General features: G+C 52.4%; 14 protein-coding genes and 5 tRNA genes. 15 read left to right on the top strand and 4 right to left on the bottom strand.

Going from position 1 to position 18,715, the window contains the following annotated elements; all coding sequences use genetic code 11:
* The first annotated feature begins 95 nt into the window (after positions 1–95).
* The 4 genes from epmA (at position 96) to FDX11_RS05075 (ending at position 4,115) form a co-directional block, all read left to right on the top strand.
* Positions 96–1,073 (top strand): elongation factor P--(R)-beta-lysine ligase, encoded by a 978-nt coding sequence (gene epmA, locus FDX11_RS05060; protein WP_003830517.1) that lies wholly within the window; start codon positions 96–98, stop codon positions 1,071–1,073.
* Positions 1,074–1,286: 213 nt separating this feature from the next.
* Complete coding sequence (gene yjeM / locus FDX11_RS05065) at positions 1,287–2,789, top strand: glutamate/gamma-aminobutyrate family transporter YjeM (protein WP_079225639.1); 1,503 nt, start codon at positions 1,287–1,289, stop codon at positions 2,787–2,789.
* A 295-nt stretch (positions 2,790–3,084) separates the two neighbouring features.
* Positions 3,085–3,801: a hypothetical protein gene (locus FDX11_RS05070; RefSeq protein WP_137397579.1), complete on the top strand. Its 717-nt coding sequence runs from the start codon at positions 3,085–3,087 to the stop codon at positions 3,799–3,801.
* Positions 3,801–4,115, top strand: a complete 315-nt coding sequence (locus FDX11_RS05075; RefSeq protein WP_079225638.1) for a YjeO family protein — start codon at positions 3,801–3,803, stop codon at positions 4,113–4,115. The genes FDX11_RS05070 and FDX11_RS05075 overlap by 1 nt, the downstream gene beginning before the upstream one ends.
* Before the next feature lie 55 nt (positions 4,116–4,170).
* Here the strand turns inward: FDX11_RS05075 and mscM are convergent, their stop codons facing one another.
* From mscM to rsgA, 3 genes are all read right to left on the bottom strand, one after another.
* Positions 4,171–7,485, bottom strand: a complete 3,315-nt coding sequence (mscM, locus tag FDX11_RS05080) for a miniconductance mechanosensitive channel MscM (protein WP_042312827.1) — start codon at positions 7,483–7,485, stop codon at positions 4,171–4,173.
* A 17-nt stretch (positions 7,486–7,502) separates the two neighbouring features.
* A complete protein-coding gene (asd, locus tag FDX11_RS05085; protein WP_137365023.1) occupies positions 7,503–8,471 on the bottom strand; it encodes an archaetidylserine decarboxylase in 969 nt (322 codons plus the stop codon).
* A 91-nt stretch (positions 8,472–8,562) separates the two neighbouring features.
* Positions 8,563–9,615, bottom strand: a complete 1,053-nt coding sequence (gene rsgA / locus FDX11_RS05090) for a small ribosomal subunit biogenesis GTPase RsgA (RefSeq protein WP_170972957.1) — start codon at positions 9,613–9,615, stop codon at positions 8,563–8,565.
* 105 nt (positions 9,616–9,720) lie between these two features.
* Here rsgA and orn point away from each other — a divergent pair, with 105 nt between their 5' ends.
* The 6 genes from orn to FDX11_RS05120 all read left to right on the top strand — a co-directional run bounded on the left by orn (position 9,721) and on the right by FDX11_RS05120 (position 11,154).
* Positions 9,721–10,266, top strand: a complete 546-nt coding sequence (gene orn, locus FDX11_RS05095) for an oligoribonuclease (RefSeq protein WP_006686300.1) — start codon at positions 9,721–9,723, stop codon at positions 10,264–10,266.
* 241 nt (positions 10,267–10,507) lie between these two features.
* Positions 10,508–10,583, top strand: a tRNA-Gly gene (locus tag FDX11_RS05100).
* A gap of 156 nt (positions 10,584–10,739) precedes the next feature.
* Positions 10,740–10,815 (top strand) — tRNA-Gly (locus FDX11_RS05105).
* A 37-nt stretch (positions 10,816–10,852) separates the two neighbouring features.
* Positions 10,853–10,928: transfer RNA gene (locus FDX11_RS05110), tRNA-Gly, on the top strand.
* Positions 10,929–10,965: 37 nt separating this feature from the next.
* Positions 10,966–11,041 (top strand) — tRNA-Gly (locus tag FDX11_RS05115).
* 37 nt (positions 11,042–11,078) lie between these two features.
* Positions 11,079–11,154 (top strand) — tRNA-Gly (locus tag FDX11_RS05120).
* A gap of 268 nt (positions 11,155–11,422) precedes the next feature.
* Here FDX11_RS05120 and queG read toward each other — a convergent pair.
* Complete coding sequence (gene queG, locus FDX11_RS05125) at positions 11,423–12,562, bottom strand: tRNA epoxyqueuosine(34) reductase QueG (protein WP_137397580.1); 1,140 nt, start codon at positions 12,560–12,562, stop codon at positions 11,423–11,425.
* Here queG and nnr point away from each other — a divergent pair.
* Genes nnr through miaA form a run of 5 tightly spaced genes read left to right on the top strand, consistent with a single transcriptional unit; the run spans position 12,561 to position 18,689 of the window.
* Positions 12,561–14,108: a bifunctional ADP-dependent NAD(P)H-hydrate dehydratase/NAD(P)H-hydrate epimerase gene (gene nnr / locus FDX11_RS05130; RefSeq protein WP_137397581.1), complete on the top strand. Its 1,548-nt coding sequence runs from the start codon at positions 12,561–12,563 to the stop codon at positions 14,106–14,108. The two genes, queG and nnr, sit on opposite strands and share 2 nt — an antisense overlap.
* On the top strand, positions 14,080–14,541 hold the full coding sequence (gene tsaE, locus FDX11_RS05135) for a tRNA (adenosine(37)-N6)-threonylcarbamoyltransferase complex ATPase subunit type 1 TsaE (RefSeq protein WP_008786002.1): 462 nt from the start codon (positions 14,080–14,082) through the stop codon (positions 14,539–14,541). Before nnr ends, tsaE begins: the two co-directional genes overlap by 29 nt.
* Positions 14,542–14,557: 16 nt before the next feature.
* Positions 14,558–15,883: an N-acetylmuramoyl-L-alanine amidase AmiB gene (gene amiB, locus FDX11_RS05140; protein ID WP_137397582.1), complete on the top strand. Its 1,326-nt coding sequence runs from the start codon at positions 14,558–14,560 to the stop codon at positions 15,881–15,883.
* 9 nt (positions 15,884–15,892) lie between these two features.
* Positions 15,893–17,746, top strand: a complete 1,854-nt coding sequence (gene mutL / locus FDX11_RS05145; RefSeq protein WP_137365026.1) for a DNA mismatch repair endonuclease MutL — start codon at positions 15,893–15,895, stop codon at positions 17,744–17,746.
* Positions 17,739–18,689 (top strand): tRNA (adenosine(37)-N6)-dimethylallyltransferase MiaA, encoded by a 951-nt coding sequence (gene miaA / locus FDX11_RS05150; RefSeq protein ID WP_038636521.1) that lies wholly within the window; start codon positions 17,739–17,741, stop codon positions 18,687–18,689. The genes mutL and miaA overlap by 8 nt, the downstream gene beginning before the upstream one ends.
* Positions 18,690–18,715: the final 26 nt, after the last annotated feature.

An 18,715-nucleotide genomic window follows, 5' to 3' on the forward strand; every position in this document is an offset into this window, starting at 1 on the left:
CCGATTGCCTGTGCTGATTACTACCGCGTGAAATTTGTCTCGTTAGCGCGATACGAGTAGACTTCGTGCCCTTGTCTTAAATCGGAGAAACAACCATGAGCGAAACGGCAACCTGGCAGCCGAGCGCGTCCATCCCCAATCTGTTAAAACGTGCAGCAATTATAGCGGAGATTCGCCGCTTTTTTGCCGATCGTGGCGTGCTTGAGGTTGAGACCCCTTGTATGAGTCAGGCAACGGTAACGGACATCCATCTGTTCCCGTTCGAAACACGTTTCGTCGGCCCTGGACATTCCCAGGGAATGAATCTCTATTTAATGACCAGTCCGGAATATCATATGAAGCGCCTGCTGGTGGCAGGATGTGGCCCGGTATATCAACTGTGTCGCAGCTTTCGTAATGAAGAGATGGGGCGTCATCATAACCCTGAGTTCACCATGCTCGAGTGGTATCGTCCCCACTACGATATGTATCGCCTGATGAATGAAGTGGATGATTTGCTCCAGCAGGTGCTGGACTGCTCTCCCGCGGAAAGCCTTTCTTATCAGCAGGCCTTCCAGCGTCATCTGGAGATAGATCCACTGTCTGCAGACAAAACCCAACTGCGGGAAGTGGCGGCTAAGCTGGATCTCAGCAACATCGCCGATACCGAAGAAGACCGGGACACCTTACTGCAACTGCTGTTCACGATGGGCGTTGAGCCGCATATCGGCAAAGACAAACCGACGTTTGTTTATCATTTCCCCGCCAGCCAGGCATCATTGGCGCAAATCAGTACCGAAGATCACCGCGTGGCTGAGCGTTTCGAGGTGTATTACAAAGGTATTGAGCTGGCGAATGGTTTCCATGAGTTGACCGACGCGCGCGAGCAGCAGCAACGGTTTGAACAGGATAACCGCAAACGTGCCGCACGCGGCCTGCCACAGCAACCTATCGATACCAACCTGCTTGAAGCGTTAAAAGTGGGCATGCCGGATTGCTCTGGCGTGGCGCTCGGCGTTGACCGTCTGGTGATGCTGGCATTGGGCGCGGAAAGCCTGGCTGAGGTTATCGCATTTACCGTCGATCGCGCGTAATTCACGCTCTCTCCATACAAAGTGGCGGATAAACCGCCACTTTGTAGCATATTTTTTCAATTACCCTCTAATAGCCACAATTTACATCTGGATGTTTGGTATCTTTCAGGTATCAATTCTGTGTTAATTTTTTATCGCTGAACTCCGCAATGAGAGCAGTGCCAATCGGTGAGCGGCGTTTGTTAAACGCTTGCCAGAGTAAGGGATGGTTTAATGACCCAAACAATAAAAAAGATGAGCCTGATTGGTCTCATCCTTATGATATTTACGTCTGTTTTTGGTTTTGCTAACAGCCCCTCCGCGTTCTATTTAATGGGGTATAGCGCGATTCCATGGTATATATTTTCCGCATTATTATTTTTTATTCCATTTGCTTTAATGATGGCGGAAATGGGTTCTGCCTATCGGAAAGAAGAGGGGGGAATCTATTCGTGGATGAATAATAGCGTTGGCCCACGCTATGCGTTTATCGGCACGTTTATGTGGTTTTCTTCCTATGTGATATGGATGGTAAGCACGGCGGCAAAAGTCTGGGTACCTTTTTCGACCTTCTTATTTGGCGCAGACATGACGCAGCACTGGCGTATTGCGGGGCTTGAGCCTACGCAGGTTGTCGGTCTGCTCGCCGTCGGCTGGATGATTCTGGTGACCTGCGTGGCCTCACGGGGGATTAATAAGATTGCCCGTATTACGGCTGTAGGTGGAATTGCCGTAATGTGTCTTAATTTAGTTTTGTTGTTAGTGAGTGTCGCTATTTTGTTATTAACGGGTGGCCACTTTGCGCAGGATATTAATTTTATCTCCTCGCCTAATCCGGGATATCAGTCCGGTCTGGCAATGTTGTCATTTGTTGTATTTGCTATTTTTGCTTACGGCGGAATTGAGGCCGTGGGTGGACTGGTAGATAAAACAGAAAAGCCAGAAAAGAACTTCGCGAAAGGGATTGTCTTTGCCGCTATTGTCATTTCTGTCGGTTATTCACTGGCGATATTTTTATGGGGCGTTAGCACCAACTGGCAACAGGTATTAAGTGATGGCTCGGTCAACCTCGGCAACATCACCTATATCCTGATGAAAAGCCTCGGGATGACGTTGGGTAATGCGCTGCAACTTTCCCCAGAAAGCGCGATGGCGTTGGGCGTATGGTTCGCGCGTATCACCGGCCTTTCTATGTTCCTCGCCTATACTGGCGCTTTTTTCACGCTCAGTTACTCGCCGCTGAAAGCGATTATTCAGGGAACGCCGAAGGCATTGTGGCCCGCGCCGATGACCAGGCTGAATGCGGTGGGGATGCCGACGACGGCAATGTGGTTGCAGTGTCTGTTGGTGAGCCTGTTTATCCTGCTGGTTTCGTTTGGCGGCGACACGGCTTCAGCGTTTTATAACAAACTGACCCTGATGGCGAACGTCTCAATGACGCTGCCGTATCTGTTCCTCGCACTTGCTTTCCCATTCTTTAAAGCGCGTACGGATCTGGAAAGGCCGTTTGTGATTTTTAAAACGCGAGCGGCGACGTTATTGACAACAGGCGTGGTGGTATTGGTGGTGACGTTTGCCAACGTGTTCACCATCATCCAGCCGGTGATTGAAGCCGGGGACTGGAACAGCGCATTGTGGATGACCGGCGGCCCGATCTTCTTCTCGCTGCTGGCGATGGCGATTTATCAGAACTACAGCCGCCGCATGGCGAAACAGTTTCGCTGGGTGACAGACTGAGGAAAGGTACATATTGAATTTTCCCAAAGCCCGAATGGAACACCCTCCGGGCTTTTTCATATAAAATAATTTCGAGATTTTTATCAGAATGATATTTGCATATATATTTTATGATTGTTTACATATCCCATCCAGGGAAGTGATTTCTTATGGTGAAAATCATTGCTACTATGAATCTATTTGTAAATATAATTTTTGATTGCTTTTTCTATACATGTGATGTCTATCTCATTACTAATTGAGAACCATAGCTATTGTCGGGTCAATGCTAAATTAACTTTGGTGATGAATTTTCATGATGATTAGCTCTCCACCTTTTTGTGAGATCGATGAATATGGTTTTCCTCATTGGAATGGGTTAGATTTTTTTCGATGGTATGCCTTACCTACTAATTGGCGTTTTATGACTGGGAAAGCATATCTCTGGTATTATAAAACAGCTTGGTTAGTTCACCATAGGGCAATGATAAAACAATACGCTTTTGAAGCAAGAATCCCTGAATTACTCCTTGCAGGTGTTGCTGTTGCTGAAGTAGGCGGAACTCCAGAGAGATTTAAAGGTGTTGGTGTTCTGCAATTTAGACAGATAATTGAAGAAATATTGGGAAAGAACAGTAATGAATCGTCTAATGCTACATCGGTCGGTTCAATTGCTATCCAGATAGGTGTTGCAGCCAAAACTATAGGTATCCACCCTGATAAATTGACTCATTTTCAGCAATTCCGCCTGTCGCAGTGTTTACTTGATAACAGCTTTAACATTCGGGTTGTAGCATTCCATTTACATGATCTTATTTTATATGATAATCCAGACGCTGATACTTTGTACTTGACTGACGAGCAGATAATATTGGCAGGTTCCAGATATAATCGTGGAATAATGAGAAGTAAAGATGATATTGTTCAATCAATTAGTGAGTTGCCCGGTTCTCCGGGGCGTGAATATAGTGAATATGGTCGTCGAATTATAGAAAAGAAAGATATAATACTTAAAATTATGCGAGGCGGTTAATGAGTTGGAAGTCTTTTACGTTGAATTTTATCTGGAGTATAGTAAGTATTATATCGATAATTATATTTTCAACGCAGGACAAGGAATGGTTTATCGATGGCAGGGGAATCAATGATATCTGTGATGTCATGAAATATATTGAGAATGATGATATTCGAACTGTGGGTATAGCTTTAACTCTACCTCTGTTTATTCCTTTTATCTATGCAACTGTATGGAGAAGGCAACGTAGTATCTGGCAATATTCTGTTATAGCGGCTCTCCTGTTCTTTTGGTTATGGCGCTTTGTTATACGATACCAATTATGTTGGTAAATAAGACGTTGGGTAGTGCTCAACACACCCAACGTTCATCTTATTGTGACACGATTTACAAACTCCCCGCCGGGCGGTTGCCTCTGCCCGCAGAACTTAACGTTCTCCCCGTTTGTTTACCGCCAAGGCTCTCCAGACGCATCTGGAACGGTGGGAATGGCATATCAATACCGTGCTCGCGGAAGCCTGCCAGAATCAGCTGGTGGATCTCATGGCGCAGCGGCATGCGGTGTCCCATCTCTGCGGCATAAATACGCAGTTCGAAGATTTGAATCCCTTGCTGCAGGTCTACCAGAAAGACTTCTGGCGCCGGGTTATCGATAACCAGCGAACAGCGCTGCGCGGCAGTCAGCAAAATCTGCGTGACCTCCTCGCTGTTAGCCTCTGACGGCGCCGGGATAGTTAACACCACACGGGTGACCGAATCTGACAACGACCAGTTGATAAACTGCTCGGTGATAAAGGCCTTATTGGGCACGATGATCTCTTTGCGGTCCCAGTCGCTGATAGTGGTGGCGCGAGTATTAATTTTTGTCACACTACCGGTTAGATCGCGAATGGTCACCGTGTCGCCAATGCGAATCGGTTTCTCAAACAGGATAATCAGGCCGGAAATAAAGTTGGCGAAGATTTCCTGCAAACCAAAGCCCAGACCAACACCGAGAGCAGCCACCAGCCATTGCAGTTTGGACCACTCAATGCCGATCATCGAGAAGCCAACCAGACCGCCAATCAGCATCAGCAAATACTTGGTAATGGTGGTAATGGCGTAACCGGTGCCGGGGGTTAAATCCAGATGTTGCAGCAGCGCCAGCTCCAGCAACGCGGGGAGGTTGCGCACTAACTGGGTGGTGATGATAAATACCAGTATCGCGATGAGCACCGCGCCCAGCGTGATTGGCTCTAAGCTTTCCACGCCCTGAACCGTAGAGGTGACATCCCACAACGAGATGTTTTCCAGGAAGCCAAATGCGGAATGAATTTCTGACCACAGTACAATGACTGAAAGCAGGGCGATAAGCATCAAAATAGAGCGCACCAGACGTAGCGATTGTGCGCTGATCGCGTCGAGATCCACTTCGCTTTCATCAACGTCAATTGCGCCTTCAAGACTGGTGGAGTGCGGCGGTTCTTCTTCACCCCGCGCGCGCTGTGCCAGCATTTCGGCGCGTCGATGCTTGGCGCGGTCGAACGCCAGGCGGCGGCGCTGGATCAGCATCCAACGGCGAATAACGTGATACACCACCAGTAACAAGAACCAGATAGCCACGGACGTTTCCAGACGTGCCAGTAGAGCTTGTGATGTGGCGAGATAGCCGACTGCGGCCGCGAGGATGGCAATCAGCGGAGCACCCATCAACATATTCCACAGCATGCTGTTGACCATGTTATCGCTGTTGCCCTCTTTATCGAGGTACAGCGGTATTCCGGCGCGCTTCAGGCTCAGAGTCACGACCGCCAGCGCGCCGCAAATCAAGATAAAGCACAAGCGTCCCAATGAGGCGGAGAATTCCCGGTCATTGAGGTTATCAAACATGATTACCGCCATGATCAGCGGGACAATCAGCCCGATACTCATCAGGTAATAGTGCATGGCCTTCGCGACGCGATTACGCGGCCAGCCAAAGTGGGCAATGAACAGACCGTTAGGGCGTGCAAAGGTGGCGCAAATCATCACCGCCCACAGCATGGGCACCGTGGCGGTTACGCCATCGCCGATAGCGACAGCCAACGGATAAGGCCAGGCTTCCTGCAAGCCGTAACCCAGGGTGGCCCACAGCACCGGTAGCGGTGAGGCGACGAGTATCGACCAGAATACCGTGCGTATCGTCAGCCAGAAGTGGTCCTGGGTCACTTTACCCACTCGCGCGGACGAGCGTTCAAGAAAACGGGTAAAGTGTTTGCGAGAATAGAGGCTAAATCCAACCAGCACCAGCGCACCGAACAGTGGTAGCAGCGTTTCCTTGCTGGTCAGCATCATGATGCTGGCTTTACCTAACTGATTAAATGTATCTAATGAGATCAGACGCCGCAGATCCTGAACAATGTCAACAGGCCAGGAGAGTGAGATAGGGCTGACGTCAGACGTCCAGAACAGATAGCGGTGTGTCGCTTCGTTGACCTCTTTTAGCGCATCTTCCAGTTGGCTATTGGAGACTTTTAGCTTGGTCAGTTCAAGGATCAGCGTATCGCCACCCTGTAACAGTGAGTTCAGCAATTCACGCTGAGTGCGCAACTGGGCGTTGAGGATGCTGCTCTGTTCCGCGGTCAGCGGTTGCCCATCGGCCTGATGGATCTGGCGCAGTTGCGGCTGTTTATTGAGTAGATCTTCATAGCGCATACGATGCACGCGTAGCTGCGCCATTTCGGTATCTAACTGCTGAGGTTTGGGCATTTCGGGCAGACGAGATACCTGCGCGCGTAGTGCTTCCCCCAGCATATTCGAGACCCCAAGCCACTGGGACTGTTCGCGCAGCGTATTCAACGCCTGACGCACCTGCAGCGTTTGGCTGGTGGCCTGACGCTGTTGCGATGCGACCAGGTCCATTCGCTGTGCCTGTTGGTTTAAGGCTTGGGACAGTTCGCGGTTAACCTTGAACTGGTCAACAATGCCTTCGGGCAATCCCGCACTGTTTTCCGCCAGCAGTTCGGTGCTCTCCAGCGCTCGTTCAGCTTCACGCTGCCGCTGACTGTTGAGTTGATTACGTAATGCCTGCAGATAAGCGTCGAGCTGTTGGCTCTGTTTTTCCGCCAGTTCGGAGCGCATACGCGCCAGTTCCTGACGGTTGTTGGCGGAAAGCTGCGCCAGCTCCAGTTCATCGACCAGGGCTTTGAGTTTGGCTGATTCAGCCTGCATCGCCTGATTCTGCGCGGGATTGGCGTTGGCGGTACCAATACGCCGCTCAAGCTCATTTAGCTGGCGGCGGGCATCGGTTTGCTGTTGAGGGAGCTGGCTTAACGAGTCGGCGATTTCCCGGGCGCGATCCTGCTCCTGCTGGGCCTGACGACTCTTTTCCAGCAACTGACTGCTGACCTGGAGGATCTCCTGGTTTAACGCATCAGTTGTCAGTCCGCTTGGTACGTTGCGCGGTTCGTCACGCAGATTGCTAAGCTGTGCGCGTAGCGTTGCGGAGAGCTTGGGGAAGTTATCAATAACTTGCTGATATTGCGCAGCGCGCTCAAGAGAGCCTTTACGCTCCTCAAGGGCATTCAGCGCGGACTGGAGCGCCTCAACGGTTTCTGGCTGAGCGGGTTTCGCCGCCTTGGCCTGCTCCAGTTCCTGGGTGAGTTGTTTGGCATCGGGGGCCGTCGCAGCGTACGCCCCCAGGCTGAGGCACCAGGCCATCAGAAAAGTGATAATCAGGCGCACAGCAGCGATTCCTATGTTTAAGTTTCGTCTTTTTTGTCGTCAACCAGCGGGCTGGCGTCGTGTTCTGCCTCGATCTCTTCTTTCGGCAGTGGGGCAGGTTCTGCCTCTGGCGTCACGAAAGTCTCTGTTGAGATGGCCATTGGCTGACCGATTTTCGTGACTGAGAGGTCCTGCAATTGCTCAACCAGGTTAACTTTGCCCGGTGCAAACAGGTTGATGACGGTAGAACCGAGCTTAAAGCGGCCCATTTCCTGACCTTTGAGCAGTGCCACTGACCCTTCGCTTTCGCCTTCCGGCCAGGTCCAGCGTTTAATTACGCCTTCACGCGGCGGGGTAATGGTGCCAGCCCAGACGGTTTCAATACTGCCAACGATAGTTGCCCCGACCAGAATTTGCACCATCGGGCCAAACTCGGTATCAAACAGGCAAATAACGCGTTCGTTACGGGCAAACAGGTTCGGTACGTTTTGCGCCGTCAGGATGTTTACAGAGAAGAGGTCACCCGGCACGTACATCATTTCGCGCAGGATACCGTTACAGGGCATATGTACGCGGTGGTAATCGCGTGGTGATAAGTACGTGGTCACAAACGTACCGTTGCGGAATTTGTCCGCCATCTGGTAGTTGCCGGCCAACAGCGCTTCAAGCGTATAGCTGTGCCCTTTGGCCTGTAACAGCTTGTCTTCATCGATGTTACCTAATTGGTTAATCACACCGTCAGCAGGCATCACCAATACATTAGGATCGGTGTTAATTGGACGAGCTTCGTCGCGCAGGGGACGAACAAAGAAGTCGTTAAAGGTGCGATAGCTGGCTGTATCCGGCTTTTGCGCCTCTTTCATATCGACCTTGTAATATTTCACGAACAGATCGATTACCAGTTTGGTCAGCCATCCCGCTCGTTTGCTCGCACCCCAACCCGCCAGGCGAGTGAGCCATAGTTTCGGCAGAATGTATTGTAGCGAAAGCTTAAATGAGTTTAACAAGGTAGCCTCCAGGCCATAATTTGTTCCCGATCCGGCATACGGGCCGGATCCTGAAAAAGGGGGACGATTCTAGCGATGCTTAGCTTAGTTGTCAGTTGTCTGTATCAGAAAAGTTTTTACGCGTTTTTACCTGTGCCATGCTTTCCAGGATGCGGTGATAATTTTCAAACCGAGTTTCGGCTATTTCCCCTTTTTCTACAGCCTCACGGATAGCACAGCCTGGATCGGTATCATGCTTGCAGTCGCGGTATTTACAATGACCCAGGTAGTCATGGAATTCGACAAAACCATGGGTGATTTGTTCCGGTTCCAGATGCCACAGTCCGAACTCGCGTACGCCCGGGGAATCGATAACGTCGCCACCATGTGGGAAGTGATACAGGCGAGAAGCGGTAGTGGTGTGCTGCCCAAGACCGGAGTTATCGGAGACATCGTTGGTCAGGATCGCTTCCTGCAGGCCGAGAAGATTATTGAGCAGGCTGGATTTACCTACACCCGACTGGCCAGCAAAAATGCTGATGCGATCGGTTAATGCTTCTTCAAGCGGTTTCAGACCGTCTTTAGTGCGGCTTGATACCATCAACACGCGATAGCCAATGTTGCGATAGATATCCATCTGTTCGTTAACAAAGGCCATGCCCTCGGCATCCAGCAGATCGATCTTATTCAGTACGATAATCGGTTCGACGTGTAGCGTTTCGCAGGCAACCAGATAGCGGTCGATAATATTGAGTGACAGCTCGGGTAAGATGGCTGAGACAATAACAATTTGGTCGATGTTGGCAGCAATCGGCTTTACCCCGTCGTAAAAGTCGGGACGTGTCAGTACCGAGGTGCGCTCGTGTACCGCCTCTACGATGCCTTTGACATTTACGCCTTCTGCGGCCGCTTTACCTGGACGCCAGACGACGCGATCGCCGGTAACCAGCGAACGAATTGTGCGGCGGATGTTGCAGCGGTGAATGTCGCCGTCAGCAGATTCCACGTCGGCATGCATGCCAAAACGGCTGATCACGATGCCTTCAGCAGTTTCGCCAAACAGGTTGTCGTCATAGTCGGGCTTCTCCGCGGACGTTTTAAGACGACGCTGGTGATTGGCGTTCACACGGCGCTGTTGGCCTTTGGAGAGTTTATTCTTACTCAATCGGACTGGCTCCTGGTCGCCCATGATGGGCAAAACATTTATGATACACGCAATTTTAGATGAATATAGTCACACTGAATGTGACGCTGAAGGGTGGAAAATAGCATGAGTGCCAATGAAAACAACCTGATTTGGATCGATCTGGAGATGACTGGTCTGGATCCCGAGCGCGATCGCATTATTGAGATCGCCACGCTGGTGACGGATGCCAACTTAAATATTCTGGCTGAAGGACCGACGATTGCAGTGCACCAGTCCGACGAACAACTGGCATTAATGGATGACTGGAACGTACGTACGCATACCGGTAGCGGGTTGGTGGAGCGTGTGAAGGCGAGCACCATGGGCGATCGCGAAGCAGAACTGGCTACGCTGGCATTTTTGCAAGAATGGGTTCCGGCAGGAAAATCACCTATCTGCGGCAACAGCATCGGGCAGGATCGTCGTTTCCTGTTTAAATACATGCCGGAACTGGAGGCGTATTTCCATTACCGCTATCTCGACGTCAGCACGCTGAAAGAGCTGGCGCGTCGTTGGAAGCCGGAGATCCTTGCTGGCTTCACCAAGCAAGGAACGCATCAGGCGATGGATGACATCCGTGAGTCGGTTGCTGAGCTTGCTTACTATCGCGAACATTTTATTAAGCTTTGATTTTGTGGATTGCCGGGTGGCGGCTGTGCCTTACCCGGCCTACGAAAATCGTTCCTGCGAGCTTGCACTAAGTCAGGATTGTCGCTAAATTAAACGACTTGCCGATAAATTCAGCACTTAAACGAAAAAACAAGAAAATCGCTTTTAGGGGGGTTGCAGCTAAACGGATTTCTCGTATAATGCGCCTCCCGTAACGACAGAGAATTACGCGTTACGGCAGCAACAAAAGCAGTACAAATTTGCGGGAATAGCTCAGTTGGTAGAGCACGACCTTGCCAAGGTCGGGGTCGCGAGTTCGAGTCTCGTTTCCCGCTCCAAAATTTGAAAGTGCTTGTTAAGCACAGACCACCAATCGCAGGATTTCGAATTGCGACAAGGCGGCAACTGAATGAGTCCTTAGGAGCTTACTGAAGTAAGTGACTTAGGCGAGTGAAGGCAGCCAACGCAGTAGCGGTTCGAAAGACGAAGATTATGCGGGAATAGCTCAGTTGGTAGAGCACGACCTTGCCAAGGTCGGGGTCGCGAGTTCGAGTCTCGTTTCCCGCTCCAAAATTTGAAAGTGCTTGTTAAGCACAGACACACCCAAGCGGGAATAGCTCAGTTGGTAGAGCACGACCTTGCCAAGGTCGGGGTCGCGAGTTCGAGTCTCGTTTCCCGCTCCAAAATTTGAAAGTGCTTGTTAAGCACAGACACACCCAAGCGGGAATAGCTCAGTTGGTAGAGCACGACCTTGCCAAGGTCGGGGTCGCGAGTTCGAGTCTCGTTTCCCGCTCCAAAATTTGAAAGTGCTTGTTAAGCACAGACACACCCAAGCGGGAATAGCTCAGTTGGTAGAGCACGACCTTGCCAAGGTCGGGGTCGCGAGTTCGAGTCTCGTTTCCCGCTCCAAATTCTTACCTCAAAAAAATATCCACAACGAAGAATCGCGTTGGGGACGTTTTGTTTCGTCGTTGACATACTCTTGTAAACAGACTTATCCACAGGTCCGGGTATTATTCCTGGAATGCAAAAAACTTCGCCTGGTTAATAGTATCATTTTAACACATTGAAATTAATGGACTAATTATCATTTCAAATTGTTAATGCGATCACTTGACGATTTTTTCCCTCTTGAATATCAATGTGTTTCTATTTTTATACACAAGCTGTGGATGACTTAAGCGTCGCGCGGTAGACCCTTTTCGATGACCCTGACTAAACGTTGTTTCTTCGGCAACTGCACCTCAACTACGCAGGCATTTCGCTTCTCAATTTGCTGAGCAACCGCCCACTCTATGTGTTCGTCGAGAAGTGGGTGCTCACCTCTGCGCTTTTCCAGTGCGTTAATTACGGCTTCATCCCAGGGTGCATTGCCCAACGCAACAGCGATATTTCGCAGCCAGCGCAGATGGCCAATACGACGAATGGCAGACCCCTCCGTGACTTTTAAAAACCACGCTTCGCTCCAGCTAAACAGCTCTATTAACTCCGGAGCATGCAGCTGCTTACGTGGGCTAAAGTCATCCTCTACCGTCAGTTGCGAATAGCGGTTCCAGGGACAAATGAGCTGACAATCATCGCAGCCGTAAATTCGATTCCCCAGCAAGGGACGAAACGCTTCCGGGATAGCGCCTTCCAGTTCGATAGTGAGATAAGAGATACAACGGCGCGCATCTACGGTGTAGGGTTCAACGATGGCCCCGGTGGGACAGATGGTCATACAGGCGACGCATTTCCCGCATCCTTCTTCTACTGGCTTATCGACCGGCAAGGGCAGGTTGACCAGCAATTCACCGAGGAAGAAAAATGAACCGGCTTCGCGATTGAGGATAAGTGAGTGCTTACCTGTCCAGCCAAGCCCGGCTTTTTCCGCCAGCGGACGCTCAAGAATGGGCGCGGAATCGACAAAAGGTCTAAAATTCAGCGAAACGCAGTGTTGTTGAATCATCTCGCCCAGCTTTTTTAAGCGGTTACGCAGCAGCTTATGGTAGTCGCGCCCCAGTGCGTAGCGACTGACGTAACCCAGAGAGGGATTTTTCAACGTACTGGCAAAGGCCGCGTTGGCTGGGAGATAGTTCATACGTACGCTGATGACACGTAGCGTACCGGGCAATAATTCGTGAGGTCGGGCGCGCATCATGCCGTGACGGGCCATCCAGTCCATCTCGCCGTGATAGTGTTGATCCAGCCAGGCCTGCAGTTTGGGCTCCGCTTCGCTTAGGTCGGTATCGGCAATACCGACCTGCTGAAAGCCAAGCTCCAGCCCCCACTGCTTAATATTTTGCGCTAACTGATTGAGATCGAGGGGCTCTGACATGATGGACCATACAATGAAGAAAAACCCCGCAAGTATACCACACTCCATCTGGCACGCCGATGACATCAGGCGGATGGAGCGAGAGGCAGCAGACAGTTTAGGGCTGACGTTATACGAACTGATGCAACGGGCGGGAGAGGCTGCGTTTCAGGTCTCGCGCGAAGCCTATCCGCATGCCCAGCACTGGCTGGTGCTGTGCGGCCATGGTAACAATGGCGGCGATGGCTACGTGGTGGCAAGGCTCGCCAAAGCGCAAGGGCTTGAGGTCACGCTACTGGCGCAAGAGAGTGACAAACCGCTCCCGGAGGAAGCACAGCATGCGCGCGACGCCTGGCTTAATGCCGGTGGCGTCATTCATGCTGCGGATATCACCTGGCCTGGTAGCGTGGACGTCATCATCGACGCGCTGTCAGGGACTGGCTTAAAGTACGCGCCGCGTGACTCTCTCTCGGTATTGATTGAACGTGCCAATACTTACCCAGCTCCCATCGTGGCGATCGATATTCCTTCCGGCCTGCTGGCACAAACCGGAGCGACACCGGGATCGGTCATCAATGCGGCGCATACCGTCACCTTTATTGCACTCAAACCAGGCCTGTTAACGGGTAAAGCGCGCGATGTCACCGGACGCCTGCATGTTAACGCGCTTGGGTTGGACGACTGGCTGGTTGGGCAGAATGCGCCAATTCAACGTTTTGATGCTCAACAGCTTGCGCACTGGCTAACGCCACGCCGACCTACCTCGCACAAAGGTTCCCACGGTCGGCTGGTGATTATCGGCGGTGACCACGGGACGGCAGGCGCAATACGTATGGCCGGTGAAGCGGCGCTGCGTGCAGGCGCCGGGCTGGTCAAAATGCTGACCCGCAGTGAAAACATCGCGCCGATTCTGACCGCCAGGCCCGAACTGATGGTTGATACGCTAACGCCGCAAACTCTGGATGAAAGCCTGGCGTGGGCGGATGTTGTTGTGATTGGCCCCGGGCTTGGTCAGCAGGAGTGGGGCAAAAAAGCGCTGCAAAAGGTCGAGAATTTTCGCAAACCGATGCTCTGGGATGCCGATGCGCTGAACCTGCTGGCAATCAACCCCGATAAACGTCACAATCGCGTGATCACGCCGCATCCGGGAGAAGCCGCGCGACTGCTGGGCTGTTCCATTGCAGAAATTGAAGACGATCGCTTACTTTGTGCACAACGTCTGGTAAAACGGTACGGAGGCGTGGTAGTGCTGAAAGGCGCGGGTACGGTTGTTGCTGCTGAACAGGCTGAGTTGGGTATTATTGATACCGGCAATGCAGGCATGGCCAGCGGCGGAATGGGTGATGTGCTTTCCGGTATTATTGGCGCATTGCTCGGACAGAAGCTTACCCCGTATGATGCAGCATGTGCGGGATGTGTTGCGCACGGTGCGGCGGCGGATGTGCTGGCGGCGCGTTTTGGTACGCGCGGCATGCTGGCGACCGATCTCTTTACTACGCTACAGCGTATTGTTAACCCTGATGTGATTGACGTTTATCATGATGAATCGAGTAATTCCACTACCTGATGAACAGGCGACTTTAGACCTTGGATTGCGGGTAGCCAAAGCCTGTGACGGCGCGACGGTAATTTATTTGTACGGCGACCTGGGTGCGGGCAAAACCACTTTCAGCCGTGGATTCCTGCAGGCGTTAGGCCACAAAGGTAATGTAAAAAGCCCGACTTACACGCTGGTTGAACCCTATTCGCTCGATAATTTGATGGTTTATCACTTCGATCTGTATCGACTTGCGGACCCGGAGGAGCTGGAATTTATGGGGATCCGTGATTATTTTGCCAATGATGCCATCTGCCTGGTGGAATGGCCACAACAAGGTAAAGGTGTACTGCCAGACCCGGACGTCGAAATACACATTGAATACCAGGCACAAGGTCGAGAGGCGCGCGTAAGCGCAGTCTCCTCATCGGGTGATTTATTGCTGGCGCGTTTAGCCGATTAACCTTAAGGGTGGCGGGATGATTTATCGCATCAGAAACTGGCTGATGGCAACCCTGGTCCTGCTGTGCGCGCAGGCAGGGGCCGCCAGCCTCTCCGATCTTCAGGTTTCCAATGGTGATCAACAGGCGCGGATTACGCTGAGCTTTATTGGCGATCCTGAATACGCCGTTTCGCAGGATGGGAAACGAACCGTCGCGCTGGATATTAAACAAACCGGTGTGATTCAGGGATTACCGCTGCTGTTTAGCGGTAATAATCTGGTCAAATCTATTCGTTCCGGTACGCCAAAAGACGTGCAGTCTCTGCGCCTGCTGGTGGATTTAACCGAGAACGGTAAAGCAGAAGCCGTTAAACGACAAAACGGCGGCAATTATACCGTCGTGTTTACCATCAAAGCGGATACGCCGCCGCCACCGCCTCCGGTGGTCGCGAAGCGTGTCGAGGCGCCGGTTGTCGCCCCGCGTCCTGTCGAGCCTGCACGTAACCCGTTTAAAGCGGAAAACGACCGCACCACGGCGGTTACCAGCAGTAATACGTCCACGCGACCTGCGGCGCGCGCCAGCACCAACAGCGGCGACAAAGTGGTTATCGCCATTGATGCCGGGCACGGTGGACAGGATCCCGGCGCAATTGGCCCCGGCGGTACGCGTGAGAAAAATGTCACGATTGCCGTGGCGCGTAAACTACGCAGTTTGCTGAATGATGACCCGATGTTTAAAGGTGTTCTCACCCGCGATGGCGATTACTTCATCTCGGTGATGGGGCGTTCCGACGTTGCGCGTAAACAAAACGCCAACTTCCTGGTTTCGATTCATGCGGATGCCGCGCCAAACCGGGATGCCACTGGCGCTTCCGTCTGGGTACTGTCAAACCGCCGGGCGAACAGTGAAATGGCCGGCTGGTTGGAGCAGCACGAGAAGCAATCGGAACTGTTAGGCGGTGCGGGTGATGTGCTGGCCAACAGCCAGGCCGATCCTTACCTCAGTCAGGCCGTGCTGGATCTGCAGTTCGGTCATTCGCAACGCGTCGGGTATGATGTGGCGACCAGCATGATCGGTCAGTTAGAACGTATTGGCTCAATGCATAAACGTCGGCCGGAACATGCCAGCCTGGGCGTATTACGTTCGCCTGATATCCCGTCAGTGCTGGTTGAAACCGGCTTTATCAGTAACAACAGCGAAGAGCGTCTGTTGGCGAGTGATGATTACCAGCAGCAACTGGCCGAGGCGATTTACAAAGGATTGCGTAACTATTTCCAGGCGCACCCGATGCAAACCGGGCCGCAGGGAGCGCCGGCGCAAACCGCCAGTGCCGTGTCGCCTGGCAACACGTTAACAAATTAAGGATTAGCCATGCCGATTCAGGTTCTACCGCCACAGTTGGCGAACCAGATTGCCGCGGGCGAGGTGGTAGAACGGCCTGCGTCAGTGGTGAAAGAGCTGGTGGAAAACAGTATCGATGCCGGCGCGACGCGTATTGATATTGATGTCGAACGCGGCGGCGCGAAGCTTATCCGTATTCGTGACAACGGCTGCGGGATTAAAAAAGACGAGCTGGCGCTGGCGCTGGCGCGTCACGCCACCAGTAAAATTGCCTCGCTTGACGATCTCGAAGCCATCGTGAGCCTCGGGTTTCGCGGCGAAGCGTTAGCCAGCATTAGCTCAGTCTCTCGTTTAACCCTGACGTCGCGCACGCAAGAGCAATCTGAAGCCTGGCAAGCCTATGCCGAAGGGCGCGACATGGATGTCACAGTGAAACCCGCCGCGCATCCGGTGGGCACCACGCTGGAGGTGTTGGATCTGTTCTACAACACCCCGGCGCGGCGCAAGTTTATGCGCACCGAGAAAACCGAATTTAATCATATCGACGAGATTATCCGCCGCATTGCGCTGGCGCGGTTCGATGTGACGATTAATCTGTCGCACAACGGCAAAGTGGTGCGTCAGTACCGTGCAGTGGCAGCAGATGGGCAAAAAGAGCGCCGACTGGGCGCGATTTGCGGTATGCCGTTTCTGGAACATGCGCTGGCGATTGAATGGCAGCATGGCGATTTGACGCTGCGGGGCTGGGTAGCCGATCCGCACCACACGACGACGGCGCTGGCGGAAATCCAGTACTGCTACGTGAATGGCCGGATGATGCGTGACCGCCTGATCAACCACGCTATCCGCCAGGCCTGTGAAGATAAGCTGGGCGCCGATCAGCAGCCTGCATTTGTTTTATACCTGGAAATCGATCCGCATCAGGTGGATGTCAACGTGCATCCCGCCAAACATGAGGTCCGTTTCCATCAGTCGCGTCTGGTGCATGATTTTATCTACCAGGGCGTATTGAGCGTCCTGCAACAGCAGCTTGAAACGCCGCTGCCGTTGGCTGATGACGACGAGCCCGCCCCCCGGCACATCCCGGAAAACCGCATTGCAGCCGGACGTAACCATTTTGCTGAGCCCGCTCCGGCGCGTGAAGCTGCTGCACCTCGCTACTCTGCCCCCGCTGGCGGTGGTGGTCGTCAGGCGGGCGCCAGCTGGCCTCATGCCCAGCCTGGATATCAAAAGCAGCAGGGTGAGATTTATCAGCAACTGCTGCAGACGCCAGTTCCAACGCGTAAAGCGCCGGAATCTGAAGCGCCATCAGCACCGCTGACCGGCAATAGTCAAGGTTTTGGTCGGGTGCTAACGATTGTCGGTGCGGACTGTGCCTTACTCGAATGTGATGGTCATATTCGGTTACTGGCATTACCGGTGGCGGAACGTTGGCTGCGTCAGGCGCAGTTAACGCCGGGAGAGGGTACTGTTTGCGCCCAGCCGTTGCTGATTCCTTTACGTCTAAAAGTGACCGCCGATGAAAAAGCGGCGCTGCAGAAAGGGCAGAGCCAACTGGCCGATCTGGGCATTGAATTTCAACTGGATGCGCAGCATGTGACCATCCGGGCAGTGCCTTTACCCTTACGCCAACAAAATTTACAAATCTTGATTCCTGAACTGATAGGCTACCTGGCGCAGCAGTCCGTATTTGAACCGGGCAATATTGCACAGTGGATTGCACGTAACCTGATGAGCGAGCATCCGCAGTGGAGCATGGCCCAGGCGATTACGCTGCTAGCGGATGTTGAGCGGCTTTGCCCACAACTCGTGAAGGCACCGCCGGGTGGTCTGTTACAACCTGTTGATTTACATTCGGTAATGAATGCCCTGAAACATGAGTGATACCCGTAAGGCGAGCCTGCCAAAGGCGATTTTTTTAATGGGGCCAACGGCCTCCGGTAAAACGGCATTAGCAATTGAATTGCGTAAAGTTTTGCCTGTAGAGTTGATAAGCGTTGATTCCGCCCTTATTTACAAAGGGATGGATATCGGTACAGCCAAGCCTGATGCAGATGAATTACAGGCCGCGCCGCACCGATTGCTGGATATTCGCGATCCGTCGCAGGCGTACTCTGCTGCGGATTTTCGCCGCGATGCGTTAGCCGAGATGGCCGATATCACCGCCGCGGGGCGTATCCCGCTGCTGGTGGGCGGCACAATGTTATATTTCAAAGCCTTGCTTGAAGGGCTGTCGCCGTTACCGTCGGCAGACCCGGACGTCAGGGCCAGAATTGAGCAGCAGGCGGCAGAGCACGGGTGGGACGCATTGCACCGACAGCTTCAGGAGATCGATCCCGTGGCTGCCGCGCGTATTCATCCAAATGATCCGCAAAGACTTTCCCGGGCACTGGAAGTTTTTTTCATTTCGGGTAAAACTTTAACGGAGCTGACGCAAACGTCAGGAGATGCTTTGCCGTATGAGGTGCATCAGTTTGCAATCGCCCCGGCGAGCCGTGAACTGCTCCATCAGCGAATTGAGCAGCGTTTTCATCAGATGTTAGCTTCAGGTTTTGAAGCAGAAGTCCGGGCGCTTTTTGCCCGTGGAGATTTGCATACGGATTTGCCTTCCATTCGTTGTGTGGGGTATCGCCAGATGTGGTCATACATTGAAGGCGAAATTTCATACGATGAAATGGTTTATAGAGGTGTTTGCGCCACGAGGCAGTTGGCGAAGCGGCAGGTAACCTGGTTGCGTGGTTGGGAAGGGGTGCACTGGCTTGACAGTGAAAAGCCTGACCAGGCGCGAAACGAAGTATTACAGGTTGTTGGTGCTATCGCGAACTGAATGTGTACAATTGAAACGTATCGTGC

It is taken from the genome of Citrobacter sp. wls714, from assembly GCF_005281025.1.
GTDB classification, from domain to species: domain Bacteria; phylum Pseudomonadota; class Gammaproteobacteria; order Enterobacterales; family Enterobacteriaceae; genus Citrobacter; species Citrobacter werkmanii.

Coding starts and splice junctions, on each gene's coding strand:
- epmA (WP_003830517.1), top strand. CDS start 96: ATGAGCGAAACGGCAACCTGGCAGCCGAGCGCGTCCATCCCCAATCTG.
- yjeM (WP_079225639.1), top strand. CDS start 1,287: ATGACCCAAACAATAAAAAAGATGAGCCTGATTGGTCTCATCCTTATG.
- FDX11_RS05070 (WP_137397579.1), top strand. CDS start 3,085: ATGATGATTAGCTCTCCACCTTTTTGTGAGATCGATGAATATGGTTTT.
- FDX11_RS05075 (WP_079225638.1), top strand. CDS start 3,801: ATGAGTTGGAAGTCTTTTACGTTGAATTTTATCTGGAGTATAGTAAGT.
- orn (WP_006686300.1), top strand. CDS start 9,721: ATGAGTGCCAATGAAAACAACCTGATTTGGATCGATCTGGAGATGACT.
- nnr (WP_137397581.1), top strand. CDS start 12,561: ATGATGGACCATACAATGAAGAAAAACCCCGCAAGTATACCACACTCC.
- queG (WP_137397580.1), bottom strand. CDS start 12,562: ATGTCAGAGCCCCTCGATCTCAATCAGTTAGCGCAAAATATTAAGCAG.
- tsaE (WP_008786002.1), top strand. CDS start 14,080: ATGATGAATCGAGTAATTCCACTACCTGATGAACAGGCGACTTTAGAC.
- amiB (WP_137397582.1), top strand. CDS start 14,558: ATGATTTATCGCATCAGAAACTGGCTGATGGCAACCCTGGTCCTGCTG.
- mutL (WP_137365026.1), top strand. CDS start 15,893: ATGCCGATTCAGGTTCTACCGCCACAGTTGGCGAACCAGATTGCCGCG.
- miaA (WP_038636521.1), top strand. CDS start 17,739: ATGAGTGATACCCGTAAGGCGAGCCTGCCAAAGGCGATTTTTTTAATG.